This is a genomic window from Tepidibacter sp. (genome assembly GCF_025210165.1).
Taxonomy (GTDB): domain Bacteria; phylum Bacillota; class Clostridia; order Peptostreptococcales; family Peptostreptococcaceae; genus Tepidibacter_A.
This window is the reverse complement of record NZ_JAOASI010000067.1, coordinates 1-18,503: the sequence shown is the minus strand read 5'-3', so window position 1 is coordinate 18,503 and position 18,503 is coordinate 1. Positions and strand designations below refer to the sequence as shown.

The following is an 18,503-nucleotide window of genomic DNA, read 5'->3' as shown; positions in this document are numbered from 1 at the left end:
GAGCTTTAAATGGCAGATGCAGTAGTCAAGGATAGTATTATAAAAGGAAAACCTGTTGCTGATAAAATATCAGAAGAATTAATAAAGGAAGTTGAAGAATTAAGAGCTAAAGGCGTAAATCCTAAGCTTACAATAGTTAGAGTAGGCGCAAGAGGAGATGACTTAGCTTATGAGCGTGGAGCACTTAAAAGATGCGAAAAAATAGGTATAATAGCAGAAGTTAGAGAACTTGCTGAAGATATAACTCAAGAAGATTACATAAATGAATTGAAAAAAGTAAATGAAGATAATTCAACTCATGGAATATTGTGCTTTAGACCTCTTCCAAAACATTTAAATGAGGAACAAATAAAATATGTTATATCTCCTGAAAAAGATGTAGATTGTTTTAGTCCAGTGAACGCAGCAAAAGTTATGGAAGGAGATAAATCTGGATATCCACCATGTACACCTACTGCAGTAGTAGAAATATTAAAGCATTATGGAGTAGAACTTTCTGGTAAGAAGGTAGCTGTACTTGGAAGATCTATGGTTGTTGGAAAACCAGCTGCTATGCTTTTATTAAATGAAAATGCAACGGTTACTATATGTCATTCAAGAACTAAGGATTTAGAAAAGGTTACAAGTGAGGCTGATGTATTAGTAGCTGCTGTTGGAAGAGCTAAGATGGTAAAAGAAAGCTTTATAAAAGAAGGAGCAGTAGTTATAGATGTTGGTATAAATGTGGATGAAGATGGAAAATTATGTGGAGATGTTGATACAGATAATGTTAAGAATAAAGTATCTAATATAACACCAGTTCCTGCTGGGGTTGGATCTGTTACAACTTCTATACTTGCAAAACATCTAGTTAAAGCTTGTAAAATGCAAAACAACGCATAAAACAAGGGGGGATAGAGATGATAATTTCAGAAAAAAAACCTTTAGAGGAAGTTCTACAATATATAAAGGACGCTCAGAAGGTAATTGTTACAGGATGTTCACTATGTGCATCAACTTGTAAGGTCGGTGGAGAAGAAGAAATAGAAGAAATGAAAAATATATTACAAGAGAATGGTAAAGAAGTTTTAGGGGTGAAACTTTTGGATCCATCGTGTAATTTATTAAAAGTAAAAAAAGATTTAAAATCTTTAAAACAGGAATTAAAAGAAGCGGATGCTATAATTTCTCTATCATGTGGGGATGGAACTCAAACAATAGCTAAGAATGTTAAAATCCCAGTATATCCAGGGAATAACACTATGTTTATTGGAGAAATTGAAAGGGTTGGTCAATTCTCTGAATCCTGTAAAGCTTGTGGAGAGTGTGAACTTGGATGGACTGGAGGTATCTGTCCAGTAACTATGTGTGCTAAGGGATTATTAAATGGAGCCTGTGGTGGAGCTAAGGATGGAAAGTGTGAGGTTAATCCAGAAAATGAATGTGCATGGATTATGATATATGAAAGATTAAAAGAATTAAATCAGCTTGATAACTTAACAGCTATAAAACCAGCTAAAGACTATAAGAAATGTGCAAATCCAAGACATATAAACTTAAAGAAAAAACAAGAATTAGCGAAAGCTTAGAAGGTTTAAAAGGGGGATTTGAGATGAGCATGTTAAGAAAAGCTTTAGAAGGTGGAGAATTCGGTGTTACAGCTGAAATGGCTCCTCCTAAGGGAATTGATTTTAAACATTTAATAGATTGTGCAAAAATGATAAAAGGAAGAGTACACGGAGTTAATGTAACAGACTTTCAATCAGCTGTTATGAGAACATCATCACTGGCTACTTGTAAAGTTTTAAAGGATGAAGGTCTTGAACCTGTTCTTCAAATGACAGGAAGAGATAGAAATAGAATAGCAATACAAGGTGAATTATTATCTGCTGGATTATTCCATATTAAAAACATGTTAGCTTTAACAGGTGATCATACAGTAGTTGGAGATCATCCAGGAGCAAAGCCTGTTTTTGATTTAGATTCAGTAGGAATACTTCAAACAGCTCAAACGCTAATGGATGGAGTTGATATGGTTGGAAATGAGCTAAAGGGTAAACCTGAATTTTATTTAGGCGCTTGTGTAACTCCAAGATATGCTCCGCTTGAAGTGCAAATACTTAAAATGGAGAAAAAAATAAACTCTGGTGCTAAATTTTTCCAAACACAGGCCGTTTATGATATAGATACTATGAGAGAGTTTAGAGAAAAGACTAAGCATTTAGATTGCAAAGTATTAGCTGGAATAATACCTCTGAAAAATGTTGGTATGGCTAGATTTATGAATGCTAATGTTCCAGGTATATATGTACCAGAAGATGTTATAGAAAGAATAAAAGCTGCTGCAAATAATGCAGAAATACCAGATAAAGCAACAGAGAAGGAAGCAAAGAAATTAAAGGCAAGTGCAAGAGTTAAAGAAGGAATTAAAATTTCTGGTGAATTCATAAAACAAATAAGAGAAGAAAACTTATGTGATGGGGTACACATAATGGCAATTGGAGCAGAAGAAAATGTACCAGCCATACTTGATGCTGCTGGATTATAGAATTACTCAATAAAGATTAATAGGTAGTCATATGTTGTTTTAAAAACAGTAGGATGGCTTTATTTATACATATTAATGCATAAAAATACACAAAAAATGTATAAAAATAGAGAAAATTGGGGGATTTTAGATGAAAATAGCAGTAACAGGGGGAGGACCAGGAGGATATGTAGCGGCTATTAAAGCATCTATGATGGGTGCTGACGTTACAGTAATAGAAAAGAGAAAAGTAGGTGGAACTTGCTTAAATGTTGGATGCATACCTACTAAAGCCTTGCTGGCATGTTCAGAGATGTTGATGAATGTAAGAGAATCTGAAAAATATGGTATTAATATAGATGGGAAGGTAGATTCAGATTTTGAATCTATGATGAATAGAAAAGATAAAATTGTAGATCAGCTTGTAAAAGGAATAGAATTTTTATTTGATAAAAAAGGTGTAAAGCTTATAAATGGATTTGGAAAATTAATAAGCAAGAATGAGATAGAGGTTTCTAAAGAAGATGGATCAAAGGAAATAATAAAAGCGGATAAAATAATACTTGCTACAGGGTCTGTACCTATAGTACCTCCTATGTTTCCGTATAATAAAGAGACAGTTATAACTAGTGATGAAGCTTTGAATCTAAAGAAACTTCCAAAGTCGATGTTAATAGTTGGAGGAGGAGTAATTGGATGTGAGTTTGGTCAATTCTTTAGAACTTTAGGAACGGAAGTTTCCATAGTTGAAATGAATGATCAAGTTCTTCCTTTTGAAGATAAAGATATTGCTAAACAGTTGCAAAGAAGCTTTAAAAAGGATAAAATTAAATTATTAACAAGTAAAAAAATACAAAAATGTAATATTAAGGAAGAAAAGGTTATAGCAAATTTAGATAATGGAAAATCTGTAGAAGCAGATATTATGCTAGTTTCTGTAGGTAGAAAACCTTATCTTGAAAATTTAGGAATAGAAGATATTGGAATAAAAACGGAAAGAGGAAAAATAGTAGTAGATGAAAAAATGCAAACTAATGTAGATGGAATATATGCAATAGGTGATATAGTGGATAGTCCTTTCCTTGCGCATGTAGCTTCAAAGGAAGGTATGATAGCGGTGGAAAATGCTCTTGGAAAAGATAAAAATATAAATTATACAGCTATTCCAAGATGTGTATATACAGAACCTGAGGTTGCAGGAGTTGGACTTACCCAAAAGCAATTAGAGGAAAAAGGTATACAGTATAAAATTGGGAAATTTGAGTTTAGAGGACTTGGTAAAGCTCAGGCAATAGGAAAATTTCAAGGATTTATAAAGATATTAGCAGACAATGAAGACAAGATAGTAGGGGCTTCTATAGTAGGTCCTCATGCAACAGACTTACTAACAGAGCTTACTTTAGCTGTTAATCTAGGTCTTACTGTAGAGCAAGTTGGGGATGTTATTCATCCTCATCCAACATTATCAGAGGGACTAATGGAAGCTTTACATGATGTACATGGAGAATGTGTACATTCAGTTACAAAAGCAAAAGCTGACGCTTAATAAAGATAGAGCTTTATTGAAAGCTCTGTCTGAGATATAAGTTAGGGGGGAAAGTTATGGGATATACGATAGCTGTAGCAGGAAAAGGTGGAACTGGAAAAACTAGCTTGACAGGGCTTTTAATAGACAACTTGGTCAAAAAAGGGGAAAATCCAATACTTGTTGTTGATGCAGATGCAAATGCAAACATAAATGAAGTATTAGGTGTAGATGTAGAATGCACTATAGGTGAAATAAGGGAAGAAGTAAACCAAAGAGAAATTTCTGGGAATGGATTTCCTGGTGGTATGACTAAGGCTCAATATTTAAAGTATAAATTAAATACTTCTATAACAGAAGGAAATGGATACGATCTTTTGGTTATGGGAAGGTCAGAAGGTCAAGGTTGCTACTGTTATGTAAATGGAGTTTTAAGAGAACAAACAGATTCACTATCTGATAGTTATAAGTACTTAGTTATAGATAATGAAGCTGGTATGGAGCATTTAAGTAGAAAAACTACTAAACATATAGATACTTTATTCCTTGTAAGTGATTGTTCAAGAAGAAGTATTCAAGCGGTTGGAAGGATTAAAGAACTTGTTAAAGAACTTAATTTAAAAGTTAGTAAAACACATCTTATAGTTAACAAAGCAATGGATGGACAATTGCATGAAGGGATAAAGGAAGAAATTGAAATTCAAGGTTTAAATTTAATAGGTGTAGTTCCTATGGATGAAATGATATATGAATATGATTCAAGTGGAATACCTCTAGTTAAATTACCAGAAGATAATAAATCTAAATTAGCTATTAAAGAAATAATATCAAAAATAGAGATTTAAAAAAGTAGTTATTAAGGGGGCGATTTTTGTGGCATTTAAGATGTCTGTTCAAAAATATGCAGGGAAAATTTCTGAAGTTGAAATTGGAACTGGGGAAAAAGCTTTAAAATTAGGTGGAGAAAATGTAATGCCATTTTACAGCTTTGATGGAGATTGTGGAAATACACCTAAGATGGGAGTAGAAATATTAGATGTATTTCCTGAAAATTGGATAGAGCCATTAAAAGATTTATACAAGGATGTAGCTAATAATCCAGTGGAGTGGGCTAAATTCGTAGAAAAAGAAATGAAACCTGATTTTATATGCTTGAAGTTTGAAGGAGCTGATCCTAACGGATTAGATAAATCTGCTGAAGAGTGTGCACAAATTGCAAAGGGTGTAGTAGAAAGTATTGAGATACCTGTAGTTATTTCAGGATGTAGCAACTTTGATAAAGATGCTAAGCTATTTGAAAAGGTAGCAGCGGCAGTTGATGGAAACAATTGTTTATTCTTAGCAGCCGTTGAAGAAAATTATAAGGCTGTAGGAGCAGCAGCGGGGTTAGCTTATCCTCATAAGGTAGGGGCTGAGTCTTCTGTTGATATAAACCTAGCTAAACAATTAAATGTACTTTTGAATCAACTTGGAGTTAAAGAAGAAAATATAGTTATGAATATAGGTTGCTCAGCAGTAGGATATGGATATGAGTATGTTGCTACAACTATGGATAGAATCAGACTTGCAGCCTTTGGTCAAAATGATAAAACACTTCAAATGCCTATAATAGCACCTGTTTCTTCTGAATCTTGGTCAGTTAAAGAGTCTGTTGGTGATATTGAAGATGTTCCAGAATGGGGATGCAAAGAAGAAAGAGGGGTAACTATGGAAATATCAACTGCAGCTAGTATGTTAGCGGGGGGAGCTAATGCAGTTATACTTCGTCATCCGAAATCTTTAGAAACTATGAAGAAATTTGTATGTGAATTAGCATAATAAATAGAGGTTAAGGGGGAAAGAAAAATGGCTTTAAAAGGATTGGATATATTTAAGTTATCTCCAAAGAAAAATTGTAAGGACTGTGGATTCCCAACATGTATGGCGTTTTCTATGAAGGTTGCAGCAGGAGCCGTAGAAATATCGAAATGTCCTCATATGAGTGATGAAGCATTAGCTAAGCTTTCAGAAGCTACTGCACCACCTATGAAGACTTTAACTATAGGTAAAGGGGAAAATGAGTATAAGCTAGGTGGAGAAACAGTACTTTTTAGACATGAAAAGAGCTTGGTTAATAGAAATAGATTTGCAGTGTTACTTTCTGATTCTATGGATGATGAAACTGTAAATAATAAGATAGAGAATATTAGAAAAGTTGATTATATAAGAATCGGAGAGCAAATGAAGGTTGAAATAGTAGCCTTAAAATACACTGGAAGTAAAGAAAATTATATTAAATTAATAAATAAAGTTAAGGATAGCCAAATAAAAGTAGCTTATATGTTAATTTGTGAAGATGTAGATGTATTAAAAGAAGCTCTTGAAATAGTTAAGGGAGAAAATCCTATAATTTATGGAGCCAACAAAGAAAACTACAAGGATATGGTAGAACTTGTTAAAAAAGATAAGTTAGCATTAGGTGTTAAAGGAGAAAATCTTGAAGAATTATATGGTTTAGTAGAAGATATTCAAAAATTAGGATATAAAGAGCTAGTATTAGATTCAACTAGTAAGAATATAAAAGAAGCGTTTACTAATGCAGTTCAAATAAGAAGAATTGCTTTAAAAGAGGGAGATAGAACCTTTGGATATCCTTCAGTTGTATTTGCTAATGAAATAGCAAAAGGTGATAAGAATATGGAGGTTGCTATATCTTCTTTATTCACAGTTAAGTATGGATCTATAATAGTTCTTGATGATATAGATTATTCTAGAGCACTTCCTTTATTTGCTCTAAGACAAAACATATACACAGATCCGCAAAGACCTATGAGAGTTGAACCTAAGATTTATCCTATAAATAATCCAGATGAGAATTCTCCAGTTCTTGTAACTGTTGATTTTGCACTTACTTATTTTATAATAGCTGGAGAAATAGAAAGATCAAAGGTTCCAATGTGGCTTGCAATACCAGATGCAGGAGGATACTCTGTTTTAACAGCTTGGGCTGCTGGTAAATTTGGAGGAAGCAGTATTTCAAACTTTATTAAAGAAAGTGGAGTAGCAGAACAAACTAAGTGTAGAAAGCTTATAATACCTGGAAAGGTAGCTGTTTTAAAAGGAGATATTGAAGATAATTTACCTGGATGGGATGTTGTTATAGGAACTAATGAATCTATGGAACTTCCTAAATTCTTAAGGGATTTTAATGAGGAATTAAGAACTGCTAAAGCTTAGTAAGTGAAAATAGGAAGGGCTTACCCTTCCTTGATATAAAAAAGGGGGAATTATTAATGGGAAAATTCATGATAATAGGAGAAAGAATTCACTGTATTTCACCAACTATAAGAAAGGCATTAGAAGAAAAAAATCCTGAGCCAATTTTAAAAAGAGCTAAAGAGCAAATTGATGCAGGAGCTCATTACATAGACTTTAATATAGGACCAGCAGAAAGAAATGGAGAAGAATTAATGACTTGGGGAGTTAAATTGATTCAAGAAAACTTCAATAATATTCCTATAGCTCTTGATACTGCTAATAAAAAGGCTATAGAAGCAGGTCTTAAGGTTTATAATAGAGAAAACGGAAAGCCACTTGTAAACTCTGCTGATGCAGGTCCTAGACTTGATCTTTTAGATTTAGCAGCAGAATATGATGCAATGTGTATAGCTCTATGTGCTAAGGAAGGTATTCCAAGAGATAATGATGAACGTATGGGCTATTGTACAGAATTACTTGAAAAAGGTATGATGCTTGGAATGGATCCTGAGGATATATTATTTGATCCACTTTGTCTTGTAATAAAAGGTATGCAAGAAAAGCAAATGGAAGTTTTAGAAGCGATAAGAATGATGACTGAAATGGGACTTAAAACTACTGGAGGACTTTCTAATGTATCAAATGGTGCTCCAAAAAATATAAGACCAAAATTAGATTCAGCTTTTCTAGCAATGGCTATGGCAAATGGATTTAGCTCAGCTATAATAAATCCATGTGATAGAGAACTTATAGAAACAATAAAATCTTGTGATGTAATAAAAGAAAATATATTATACGCTGATTCTTATTTAGAATTATAAGATAAACTTTAAAATAAATTATTTGGGGGGATAGAAAGATGAGTTTATTTAAAACCATATTCACAGGATCTAACCAAGCTTTAGAAGCTGCAACAGGTCTCTTAAACAAAAGTATAGAAGAAAAAGGAATTGATCACAAAGTAGCTTTTCCTGATACTGCGTATTCACTTCCTGTTATATATGCAGCTACTGGACTTAAAATGGAAAGTCTTAGAGATCTTCAAAAGGCATTAGAAGTTGTTAAAAGCTTAATCGGAGAAGAAAAAGAAAATTTAGAAAATGGACTTAATGCAGGACTAGGAACTGCTATTGCTGCTGAGGTTATAGAAGCTATTAAATATTCTACTATGGATGCTCCTTATGAAGAACCGTGTGCAGGACATATAAGTGACCCTATAATTCGTTCTCTAGGTGTTCCTTTAGTTACAGGAGATATACCAGGAGTTGCAGTTGTATTAGGTGAGTGTCCAGATGCTCAAACAGCAGCAAAGGTTATAAAGGATTATCAATCTAAGGGTCTTTTAACATTCTTGGTTGGTAAGGTTATAGATCAAGCTATAGAAGCAGATGTTAAGATGGGTCTTGATTTAAGGGTAATACCTTTAGGATATGATGTTACAGCTGTAATACATGTTGTATCCGTGGCTATTAGAGCGGCTCTTATATTCGGAGCGTTAGAGCCAGGAGATTTAGAAGGATTATTAGAATATACTCTTAATAGAGTTCCTGCATTTGTAAATGCATTTGGACCATTAAGTGAACTTGTTGTATCTTGTGGAGCTGGAGCTATAGCTTTAGGATTCCCTGTTATAACAGATCAAGATGTATTTGAAGTTCCAACTAGATTATTAACTCAAAAGGATTATGATAAATTCGTAGCTACATCACTTGAAGCTAGAGGAATAAAGATAAAAATAACTGAAATTCCTATACCAGTAGCATTTGCTGCAGCCTTTGAAGGAGAAAGAATTAGAAAAGGCGATATGTTTGCAGAATTTGGTGGAGGAAAAACAGAGTCTTGGGAACTAGTATTAAAAAAAGAAATTTCAGAAATTGAAGACCATAAGATTGAATTAATAGGACCAGATATAGATACTATTGAAGAAGCACCAGGAAGATTACCTCTTGCTGTACTTGTAGAAGTTGCTGGTAAAAATATGCAAGAAGATTTTGAACCTGTACTTGAAAGACGTATCCACTACTTTATGAACTATACTGAAGGTGTAATGCATGTAGGTCAAAGGGATATAACTTGGATAAGAATAGGTAAAGAAGCTAATGAAAAAGGATTTAGATTAAAGCATATAGGTGAAGTTTTATATGCTAAGATGATGGATGAATTCGAATCTGTTGTTGATAAATGTCAAGTAACTATAATAACTGATCCAGAAAAGGTAGCTCAACTTAGAGGCAAACATGCTACACCAAGGTATGAAGCAAGAGATGCAAGACTCGCTTCATTAACAGATGAGAGTGTAAATGATTTTTACTCTTGTAACTTATGTCAGTCATTTGCACCAGCACATGTATGTATAGTAACACCAGAAAGACTAGGTCTTTGCGGAGCTGTAAGTTGGTTAGATGCTAAGGCTACTAAAGAATTAGATCCTACAGGACCGTGTCAACCAGTACCAAAAGATGGTGTTGAAGATGAAAAATTGGGAGTTTGGACTGCTGTTAATGAAACTGTATCTCAAATTTCTCAAGGTGCAGTAGAAAGAGTTACTCTTTACAGTATAATGGAAGATCCTATGACTTCTTGTGGATGTTTTGAATGTATCTGTGGAATAATGCCAGAAGCTAATGGACTTGTAATAGTTAATAGAGAACATGGTGGAATAACACCTCTTGGAATGACCTTTGGAGAACTTGCATCTATGACAGGAGGAGGAGTTCAAACTCCAGGATTTATGGGTCATGGTAGACAGTTTATTTCATCTAAGAAGTTCGTAGCAGCTGAAGAAGGAACAAGAAGAATAGTTTGGATGCCAAAAGAATTAAAAGATTATGTAAGAGAAAAATTAGATGCCACTGCTAAAGAATTATTTGATATAGACAACTTTACAGATATGATATGTGATGAGACTATAGCTACTGAGTCTGAGGATGTACTTACATTCTTAGAGGAAAAAGGACATCCAGCATTACAAATGGAAGAAGTTATGTAAGGGGGTATATAAATGAATTATCCATCTACTTTAAAATATACTAAAAATCATACTTGGGTAAAAATAGAAGGTGATGAGGCCTATATAGGCATTACTGATTATGCTCAAGACCAATTAGGTGAAATCTTATTTGTTGAAATGCCAGAAGTGGAAGATGAAATAGAAAAAGGAGAAGAATTTGGAGTAGTTGAATCTTCAAAGGTAGCATCTGATTTATTAGCACCTATATCTGGTGAAGTTTTAGAAATTAACGAAAAATTAGATGATGAGCCAGAATACATGAATGAAAATGCATATGATGCATGGATTGTAAAAATAAAAATGAAGGATATATCTGAGGTGGAGGAATTATTAGATTCTAATGATTATGAGACTGCTTTAGCGTAAAAATAAACTTCCCTAGGTTTTTTCCTAGGGAAGTATTTTTTGGAGGGATATAAAGTGATAAATGTAAAATTTATGCCAGAGAATATAGAAATTATCTGTGAATATAAAGATAATTTACTTGAGGTAGCTAGAAAAGCAAATGTTTTTATAGATGCACCTTGTAACGGAAATGTATCCTGCGGAAAATGTAAAGTAAAGATTATAAATGGAAGAGTAGATACTAAAAAAACTACTCATATAACAGATGAAGAGTACAATAATGGATATGTACTAGCGTGTAATAGTAAGGTTATAGAAGATATACAAGTAGAAGTTCCTAATAAATTATCATCTTCTATGAACAAAATGAAGATAGAAGATTCTTCGAGTGATGTATACAAGAAATTACTTCAAAATTGCAAAAAATTAATATCTAACAATAATATGGAGTTCAAATCATATGTTAGAAAAGATTATGTAAATATAGAATTACCAAATCTTGATGATAATATATCTGATTTTGATAGAATAAAAAGACATCTAAGACATACTTTTGGATATGAAAAAGTTGCTTGTAAGATAGAAACTATAAGAAAGATTCCTAATATATTAAGAGAGGGAAACTTTAAAGTGACAATAACGCATATACCAAAGACAGGTAATACTACTAATATAGTTAATATAGAATCAGGTGATACAACTAATAAATTCTATGGTATTGCACTTGATATAGGAACTACATCGGTAGCAGCTTGTATAGTAGATCTGTATGAAGGAAAAATAGTGGCTAAAGCTTCCTCAGGAAATGCTCAAATAAAGTACGGTGCAGATGTTATAAATAGGATTATATACTCAACTAAGAATGATGGTCTTGAAAAATTAAACAAAGCTATAATACATGAAACTATAAATCCTATCTTAAAAAATATGTACAATCAGTTGGGTATTAATAAAAATGATATTGTAGCACTTGTAGCAGGTGGAAATACAACAATGACGCATTTGCTTTTAAATGTGTACCCTGATTATTTGAGAATGGAGCCATATATACCAGCATTTTCAAAATCTCCTTATATGCAAGCTAAAGAGCTTGAAATCGAAATTAATAGTGATGCATATATATATATAACCCCTTGTGTTGCAAGCTATGTAGGAGGAGATATTACAGCAGGTGTATTATCATCAGGAATTTGGTCATCTGATGATAATGTTTTATTCATAGATTTGGGAACAAATGGAGAAATAGTATTTGGAAATAAAGATTATTTAATGACGTGTGCTTGCTCTGCTGGACCTGCATTTGAGGGTGGAGAGATAAGCTGTGGAATGAGAGCATCAAGTGGTGCTATTGAGAAGATAAAAATAGACAAAGATACATTAAAACCAAACCTTACAATAATAGCAGATGATAAACCTCAGGGAATATGTGGTTCTGGAATAATAGATTTAATAGCTGAAATGCTTGTAAATAATATTATTGATAGAAGAGGAAAAATAAATAAAAATATAGATTCGGGTAGAATAAGATTTGATGAAAATGAAATAGGAGAATATGTACTTGCTTTTAAAGAAGATTACAATATAGAAAGTGATATAACTATAACAGAGGTAGATATAGATAGCTTTATAAGAGCAAAGGGAGCTGTATACTCTGGAATTATGACCTTAGTTGAAAGCTTGGGTATGGATTTTGACATGATAGATAAAGTGCTTATAGCTGGAGGTATAGGAAGTAGCTTAAATATAGAAAAATCTATACTAATAGGTATGCTTCCTGATATAGATAAAACTAAATATTCGTATATAGGAAATAGTTCTTTGATGGGATGTTATCTTGCTTTAACTAGTGAAGATGCAAGATATAAGCTTGAAGAATGCTCAGATTCTATGACTTATGTAGAGCTTAGTGTTTATCCAAGCTATATGGATGAGTTTATATCAGCTTGTTTTTTACCGCATACTGATATAGAAAAATTCCCTAGTGTAAAGCATATACTAGAGTGCTAGTATGAAGCTTGAAGATAATATTGATAAAATAAAATCAACATGTTATACTTTAATTAATAAGATAATAGAATACACAATATAGAAATCATGAAGATTTCTTTAAGGTTCTTTGAAGAGAACTTTAGGGGAATCTTTTTGTCTATTAATAAGGAGGAATTGTAAAATGTGTGAATCAACAGCTTATTTATGTAAAGAAGATGGTCTTGAAAAAGTAATGGAGAATGTAGTGTATATGAAGCCTGAAAATGGAAAAGTATACTTAGCAGACTTATTAGGAGATCAAAAAATTATAGATGGTGAAGTTAAAGAAATTAGACTTATAGATCACAAAATAATTATAGAAGAGAAGTAAATAATAAACTTGGGGGATAAAAAATATGATTATAGCTGTAGTTGACGGAATGGGTGGAGGAATAGGATCTCAAATAGTGAGTAGTTTAAGAGATGAGTTACCTTCTTATGTAGAAATATATGGACTTGGAACCAACTCAATAGCAACTTCATCTATGATGAAAAGTCATGCTAACAAAGGGGCTACAGGTGAGAATGCTATATGTGTATCTTCTAGAAAAGCAAATGTAATAATAGGTCCCATGTCTATAGTTATTCCAAATTCTATGATGGGTGAGGTTACATTTAGAATAAGTGAAGCTATATCGGATTCAGAAGCATTAAAAATATTATTACCATTGACACCAGAAGATTTTGAACTTGTAGGACTTGAGAATAAACCTTTAATTCTTTTAATAAAGGATGCTGTAAAACTTATAAAAAAAGAGTTTAATATAAAGTAGGGGGATAAATATGAATAAATTTGAAAAGAGATACCACCACACTAATGATCATGACCATGAAATTTCTTCTCATCACAGCCTTCATTCTCATAATGATGAAGATAAGGAAGAAAAAACTTTAAGAGTTCTTTTAGCACATTGGGTTAAGCACAATAAGTCTCATGAGGAAAGCTTTAAAGAGTGGGCTGATAAATCAAAAGAAATGGGTAAAATAGAAGTAGCTAAAAATATAGAAAAAGCTATAGAATATATGGAACAAGCAAATGAAATGCTAATGGAAGCTAAAAAACATATGTAAATTTAATATCATATTAACCATTGACAAACTTTGGTTAATATGATATTATTATTTTAGTCAAGTGAATAATATGCGGGTGTAGCTCAGTGGTAGAGTTCCGGCCTTCCAAGCCGGCTGCGAGGGTTCGACTCCCTTCACCCGCTCCATATGGAGAAGTACTCAAGTGGCTGAAGAGGCTCCCCTGCTAAGGGAGTAGGTCTTTTACGGGGCGCGAGGGTTCAAATCCCTCCTTCTCCGCCAATGTAAAACAACTTATATTAATATAAGTTGTTTTTTTCTATAAGAACTATAATATTTTATAGGTGGAATCTTATAAAAGCCTAAAAATGTTTATTTGTATAAAAAATAGGTATAATATAGTGTGATGGGAAGTATCTTTGATTTAAAGTTTGATCTATTAATCTTAAATTGGAGGACGAAATGCTAAATAAATTGAAAGATAGTATAGAGAGTGAAAAAATTAAAATTATTAGTGATGAATTGAGAATAGAAAATGTTAATTTAAGAAAAGAACTTCAAGAATCTAAAGCTGCGAATTGGATATTGAGCCAAGTTATAAAAGCATGTGGAACTGTTAATTCTTTTGAAGCATTAATGGAAAATATTACAGATATACTAATGGGAGTTTTAGGAGTAGATACATGTAGTATATGGATAAAAAGTGATAATATAGGAAAATATACATCTTATTCCAGGAGTGTATACAATAGTAATGAATATGAGATAGAAAGATATGATGATTTTCCAGATGATATTTTAGAAATAAAAGATACTAAGACTTTAGATATAAATAATGAGAAATTTAGTTTCTGTAAATGGGAAAACGTTAATTCTATATTGATATCTTCATTAGAGGATGTTAGAACTAATAGAGAGAGGGGGGTTATAATACTAGAGCATCGAAACAAAAACTTTTTTAGTGAGAATACTAAGCAATTTTTTGATATACTTTCTATACAGTTAAGTATTGCTGCTGTTAATTCAAAAATGTTTGAAAAAATAAATGAGATAACAAATAAGGATCCTCTTACAAAATGTCACAATAGAAAGTATTTGGAAAAAATTATTTCGGAAAATTTGTCTGGTCGAGAATATACACTTGCTGTATTTGACTTAGATAATTTTAAAATGATAAATGATTTATTTGGGCATAAAAAAGGTGATGATGTTTTAGTTCGTGTAAGTAAATTGGCAAGGACAATAGTTGAAGATAATGAAGGTGAGTTAATACGGATAGGTGGAGATGAATTCGTTATTATACTGTATAAAACAATTGAAGAATCTGTTAGAATACTAGAAAAATTAAGAAAAGGTGTACCTGATTTACATACTATAAAGGATACAGGTATAGATATAACTATGACCATAGGTGTTGCATGTTCAAAATTGGTGGACGGAGTTGATAAAATATTTAATCTTGCAGATATGGCACTTATAGAGGGAAAAAAGAATAATTGTAAAAACAAAATTCATATAGCTTCATATTAAAAAATGTATCTCTAAGTATAGGGATACATTTTTTAATTCTGTGGGTTATCAAAACTATCTATGAAAATACCGTGGATACAACTTTTTAGAAAGTATTCTTAAATAAGTAAGAAGCCGCATTAAGTATATTTTCCTCTAAAATATCTGAATCTATTTTTAATGGGATTATTTTATCTTGCTTAAAATATATAACTTTATTATTATTTTGTGTTGTAGCAAAAGATAAATTTAGTTCTACTGTAATAGTTTGATTAGAGCCTATTATAGAATAATCGTCTTCGTATATTTGTATATTAATAGGTATAATATCTTTAGATAAGTATTCTATATATACATAATTTCCCTTAAATTTATATTTGGATAGTCTTAATTTCAAATTTGTATTTAAGTAATCTATATTTATATAAGTTTGGGTTGAATCTATTATATCTTGCACTTTAAATAATTTAGCTAAGTAATATATATCTTCATAATTGTGAAGAAGTATCTTTTTCCTTAGTGATTCATTTTTAGTTGATTCAAATTCTTTGTACATATCTACACTTTCTTTTCCTGAAATAGTGTCCTCTCTTTGTATATTCAATAAACCTTCTACTGTTTTTAATTTGCAGTTCTCTAGATTTAATTCTTTTTGATAAGGTTTTACTATTTTGAGTATATCCATATCCTTGTCTTTATCTATAAAAAAGTCTAAGTTGTTCTTTTCGAATCTTTTATTTAAAAAAGGAATGTCGAATCTATGTCCGTTAAAGGTTATATGCTTATCGAATGTTTTAAATACTTCTTTAAAATAAAACAATAGTTCCTTTTCGTTATCTGTAGTGTGTGCGAAAAATTGTTTTATGATTGTTTGATTATCTTTTATATATAATATACCGATTAATATTACTTTATTATACTTAGGGCTAAGTCCTGTGGTTTCTATGTCGAATACACAAGAATTTCTAGGTATATCTATTATTTCATCTATTTTATGGGTTATAACTTCCATTTAAATAACCTCCCGTAGTTTTGCTTTTGTCAAATATGACTATAATAATGATATCATATAGATTTTAATGCTTGAATGGGTATTTTAAAAGTTATATTATATAAAATAGGTGATGAATATGAATTGTGAGAGTTTAAATGAAAATCAAAATATAGCTGTTAATCATTTTAATGGACCGTGCATGGTAATAGCTGGTCCAGGTTCTGGGAAAACAAGGGTTATAAGCTATAGAATAAATAATTTGGTTCAAAATTTAAGAGTTAGACCTGAGAATATATTAGCTATTAGTTTTACCAAGGCTTCTTCTATTGAGATGAAGGAGAGGAGTATCAAACTTTATTCTAACAGTTTGATAAATAGAGTTAATTTTGGTACTTTTCATTCTGTGTTTTTTAGAATTCTTAGGGGATTTAAAAATTATCAACTGGATAATTTATTAGATGAAAATAAAAAAATGTATACTATAAAGAATATATTAAAGAGTATGGATGTTGAGAATTATCAGGAAGAGGATATTATAAAAGGTGTTATAAATGAGATCTCATTTCTTAAGAATGAATTATTAGATCCTCGTAATTTTGATTCTTCTGTATTATCTAATGATGAATTTTTTAAAGTGTATTCTATGTATGAAAATTATAAGAGTGATATGAAGAAAATAGATTTTGATGATATGCTAATACATACTTATAATCTTTTAAAAGAGGATGAAGATATACTTGATTTAGTAAGAAGAAAATACAAGTATATATTAGTAGATGAATTTCAAGATATAAATAAGGTTCAATTTGAAGTTATAAAGATGATATCAAAGCCTTATAATAATATATTTGTTGTTGGAGATGAAGATCAAAGTATTTATGGATTTAGAGGGGCAAGACCTGATTTTTTATTAGAATTTAAAAAGTATTTTGAGGGCTCTAAGTATATAGTTTTAGATTTGAATTATAGGTCTACTGATATGATAATAAAAACATCAAATAAGCTTATAAAAAATAACGACAATAGGTATCATAAGGTTATAAAGTCAGTTAAGGGAAAAGGTGATGGGATATTATTTTTATCACCAGAGGATTCTGAAGACGAGGCTAGAAAAATTGGAAGCTTAATAATTGAAAATATAAATAATAATAATGTAAGTTACAGTGATTTTAGTGTTATATATAGAACTAATATACAGTCGCGTGCTATTGTTGATGTGCTCATGGATATGAATATACCGTTTATTATAAGAGATACTGTTGTTAGTATATACGATCACTGGATAAGTAAGGATATTATAAGCTATTTGAGTGTAGCTTTGTATAGAAGCTTAAAGGAGGAATTGTCTAGAATTATAAACAAGCCTTTTAGATATATATCTAAGGAGAGTATAAAAATAGCTATGGCAGATGGGGAATTTCTAGACAATATAAAAACTAAAGCAAGTTTAAATAAGTGGCAGATAAAGACTATAGAAGATTTGGAGCTAGACCTTAATTATATAAGTAAGATATCTCCAAAGGATGCTATATCTTATATAAGGACAAGTCTTGAATATGATAGATACTTAATGGAGTATTGTCAAAAAAGAAAAATAAAGACTACAGGATTGTTTGAAATACTAAATGAGATAGAAGGTGGAGCATCAAACTATAAGACTATAGATGAATATTTAGAACATATAAGTAGGGTTAAGGAAGAAATATTAAATCAGAAAAAAGACGATGATAAGAATAAAGTAGTTTTAACTACTATTCACTCATCTAAAGGTCTGGAGTTTAAGAATATATTTGTAATAGGAGTTATTGAAGGGGTAATACCTCATGAAAAATCTATTGAGAAAGTAGAAGTTGAGGAAGAGAGAAGGTTACTTTATGTTGCTATGACAAGGGCTATGGATAAGCTTCATATATCAAGTCCTCAGTATAAATATGGGAAAAAAGCTTTTATATCTAGGTTTATGGAAGAAATTAATGAGCCATCTGATGAAGAATTAGACTCTATAAAAAAAGGAGATATAATAAATCATAAAAAATTCAAAAAAGGAAGAGTAATAAATAAAAGTGATAATATGATAGAGATAGAATTTAATAACGATATAAAAATATTGAATTATAGAGTATGTCTTAGAAATAAATTAATAGAGAAGGTATAAATAAAAAAAGAAGCTATAGCTTCTTTTAATCTGTACCCTTTGTAAAGGACAATTTAAAAAAGACTATGCTACATTAAGAAGATGATTTCTGTATTGGACAGGAGTCATCTTCTTTAATCCCCACTGATATCTATAGTTATTATAATAAGTCATGTATTGTTTAAT

18 protein-coding genes and 2 tRNA genes are annotated in these 18,503 nt (G+C 31.3%); 18 read left to right on the top strand and 2 right to left on the bottom strand.

Going from position 1 to position 18,503, the window contains the following annotated elements; all coding sequences use genetic code 11:
- Window positions 1–9: 9 nt before the first annotated feature.
- The 17 genes from N4A48_RS10595 to N4A48_RS10515 all read left to right on the top strand — a co-directional run bounded on the left by N4A48_RS10595 (window position 10) and on the right by N4A48_RS10515 (window position 15,210).
- The gene (locus N4A48_RS10595) at window positions 10–882 is read left to right on the top strand and encodes a bifunctional 5,10-methylenetetrahydrofolate dehydrogenase/5,10-methenyltetrahydrofolate cyclohydrolase (RefSeq protein WP_293665900.1); all 873 of its coding nucleotides are present in this window, start codon (window positions 10–12) and stop codon (window positions 880–882) included.
- Between the two features lie 17 nt (window positions 883–899).
- Window positions 900–1,568, top strand: coding sequence for a methylenetetrahydrofolate reductase C-terminal domain-containing protein (locus tag N4A48_RS10590; protein WP_293665898.1), 669 nt, complete (start codon window positions 900–902; stop codon window positions 1,566–1,568).
- Between the two features lie 23 nt (window positions 1,569–1,591).
- Window positions 1,592–2,527, top strand: coding sequence for a methylenetetrahydrofolate reductase (locus tag N4A48_RS10585; protein WP_293665896.1), 936 nt, complete (start codon window positions 1,592–1,594; stop codon window positions 2,525–2,527).
- 130 nt (window positions 2,528–2,657) lie between these two features.
- Window positions 2,658–4,052: a dihydrolipoyl dehydrogenase gene (gene lpdA / locus N4A48_RS10580; RefSeq protein ID WP_293665894.1), complete on the top strand. Its 1,395-nt coding sequence runs from the start codon at window positions 2,658–2,660 to the stop codon at window positions 4,050–4,052.
- Window positions 4,053–4,108: 56 nt separating this feature from the next.
- Complete coding sequence (locus N4A48_RS10575; RefSeq protein WP_293665892.1) at window positions 4,109–4,876, top strand: ATP-binding protein; 768 nt, start codon at window positions 4,109–4,111, stop codon at window positions 4,874–4,876.
- Between the two features lie 28 nt (window positions 4,877–4,904).
- Window positions 4,905–5,849, top strand: a complete 945-nt coding sequence (gene acsD / locus N4A48_RS10570; RefSeq protein ID WP_293665890.1) for an acetyl-CoA decarbonylase/synthase complex subunit delta — start codon at window positions 4,905–4,907, stop codon at window positions 5,847–5,849.
- A gap of 27 nt (window positions 5,850–5,876) precedes the next feature.
- Window positions 5,877–7,247: an acetyl-CoA decarbonylase/synthase complex subunit gamma gene (gene acsC, locus N4A48_RS10565; protein WP_293665889.1), complete on the top strand. Its 1,371-nt coding sequence runs from the start codon at window positions 5,877–5,879 to the stop codon at window positions 7,245–7,247.
- Window positions 7,248–7,303: 56 nt separating this feature from the next.
- Window positions 7,304–8,089, top strand: coding sequence for a carbon monoxide dehydrogenase/acetyl-CoA synthase methytransferase subunit (gene acsE, locus N4A48_RS10560; protein ID WP_293665887.1), 786 nt, complete (start codon window positions 7,304–7,306; stop codon window positions 8,087–8,089).
- Between the two features lie 38 nt (window positions 8,090–8,127).
- Complete coding sequence (gene acsB, locus N4A48_RS10555; protein ID WP_293665885.1) at window positions 8,128–10,257, top strand: acetyl-CoA decarbonylase/synthase complex subunit alpha/beta; 2,130 nt, start codon at window positions 8,128–8,130, stop codon at window positions 10,255–10,257.
- 12 nt (window positions 10,258–10,269) lie between these two features.
- Window positions 10,270–10,644, top strand: a complete 375-nt coding sequence (gcvH, locus tag N4A48_RS10550) for a glycine cleavage system protein GcvH (protein ID WP_293665883.1) — start codon at window positions 10,270–10,272, stop codon at window positions 10,642–10,644.
- Window positions 10,645–10,698: 54 nt separating this feature from the next.
- A complete protein-coding gene (gene acsV, locus N4A48_RS10545; protein WP_293665881.1) occupies window positions 10,699–12,630 on the top strand; it encodes a corrinoid activation/regeneration protein AcsV in 1,932 nt (643 codons plus the stop codon).
- Window positions 12,631–12,793: 163 nt separating this feature from the next.
- Window positions 12,794–12,982 carry a CooT family nickel-binding protein gene (locus tag N4A48_RS10540; protein WP_248482788.1) on the top strand — a complete coding sequence of 63 codons (189 nt, stop codon included), beginning with the start codon at window positions 12,794–12,796 and terminating at the stop codon, window positions 12,980–12,982.
- A 25-nt stretch (window positions 12,983–13,007) separates the two neighbouring features.
- The gene (locus N4A48_RS10535; protein WP_293665879.1) at window positions 13,008–13,424 is read left to right on the top strand and encodes a DUF3842 family protein; all 417 of its coding nucleotides are present in this window, start codon (window positions 13,008–13,010) and stop codon (window positions 13,422–13,424) included.
- Window positions 13,425–13,434: 10 nt separating this feature from the next.
- Window positions 13,435–13,722, top strand: a complete 288-nt coding sequence (locus N4A48_RS10530; protein WP_293665878.1) for a hypothetical protein — start codon at window positions 13,435–13,437, stop codon at window positions 13,720–13,722.
- Between the two features lie 72 nt (window positions 13,723–13,794).
- A tRNA-Gly gene (locus N4A48_RS10525) sits at window positions 13,795–13,868 on the top strand.
- Between the two features lie 3 nt (window positions 13,869–13,871).
- Window positions 13,872–13,962, top strand: a tRNA-Ser gene (locus N4A48_RS10520).
- Window positions 13,963–14,142: 180 nt separating this feature from the next.
- A complete protein-coding gene (locus N4A48_RS10515) occupies window positions 14,143–15,210 on the top strand; it encodes a sensor domain-containing diguanylate cyclase (RefSeq protein ID WP_293665877.1) in 1,068 nt (355 codons plus the stop codon).
- Between the two features lie 85 nt (window positions 15,211–15,295).
- Here the strand turns inward: N4A48_RS10515 and N4A48_RS10510 are convergent, their stop codons facing one another.
- The gene (locus N4A48_RS10510) at window positions 15,296–16,201 is read right to left on the bottom strand and encodes a ribonuclease H-like domain-containing protein (RefSeq protein WP_293665876.1); all 906 of its coding nucleotides are present in this window, start codon (window positions 16,199–16,201) and stop codon (window positions 15,296–15,298) included.
- Window positions 16,202–16,319: 118 nt separating this feature from the next.
- On the opposite strand from N4A48_RS10510, the gene N4A48_RS10505 reads away from it, so the two are divergent.
- Window positions 16,320–18,338: an ATP-dependent helicase gene (locus tag N4A48_RS10505; protein WP_293665874.1), complete on the top strand. Its 2,019-nt coding sequence runs from the start codon at window positions 16,320–16,322 to the stop codon at window positions 18,336–18,338.
- 63 nt (window positions 18,339–18,401) lie between these two features.
- Here N4A48_RS10505 and N4A48_RS10500 read toward each other — a convergent pair.
- Window positions 18,402–18,503 (bottom strand): IS3 family transposase (locus N4A48_RS10500; RefSeq protein ID WP_293663950.1); only part of this gene is annotated, 102 nt, incomplete at its 5' end.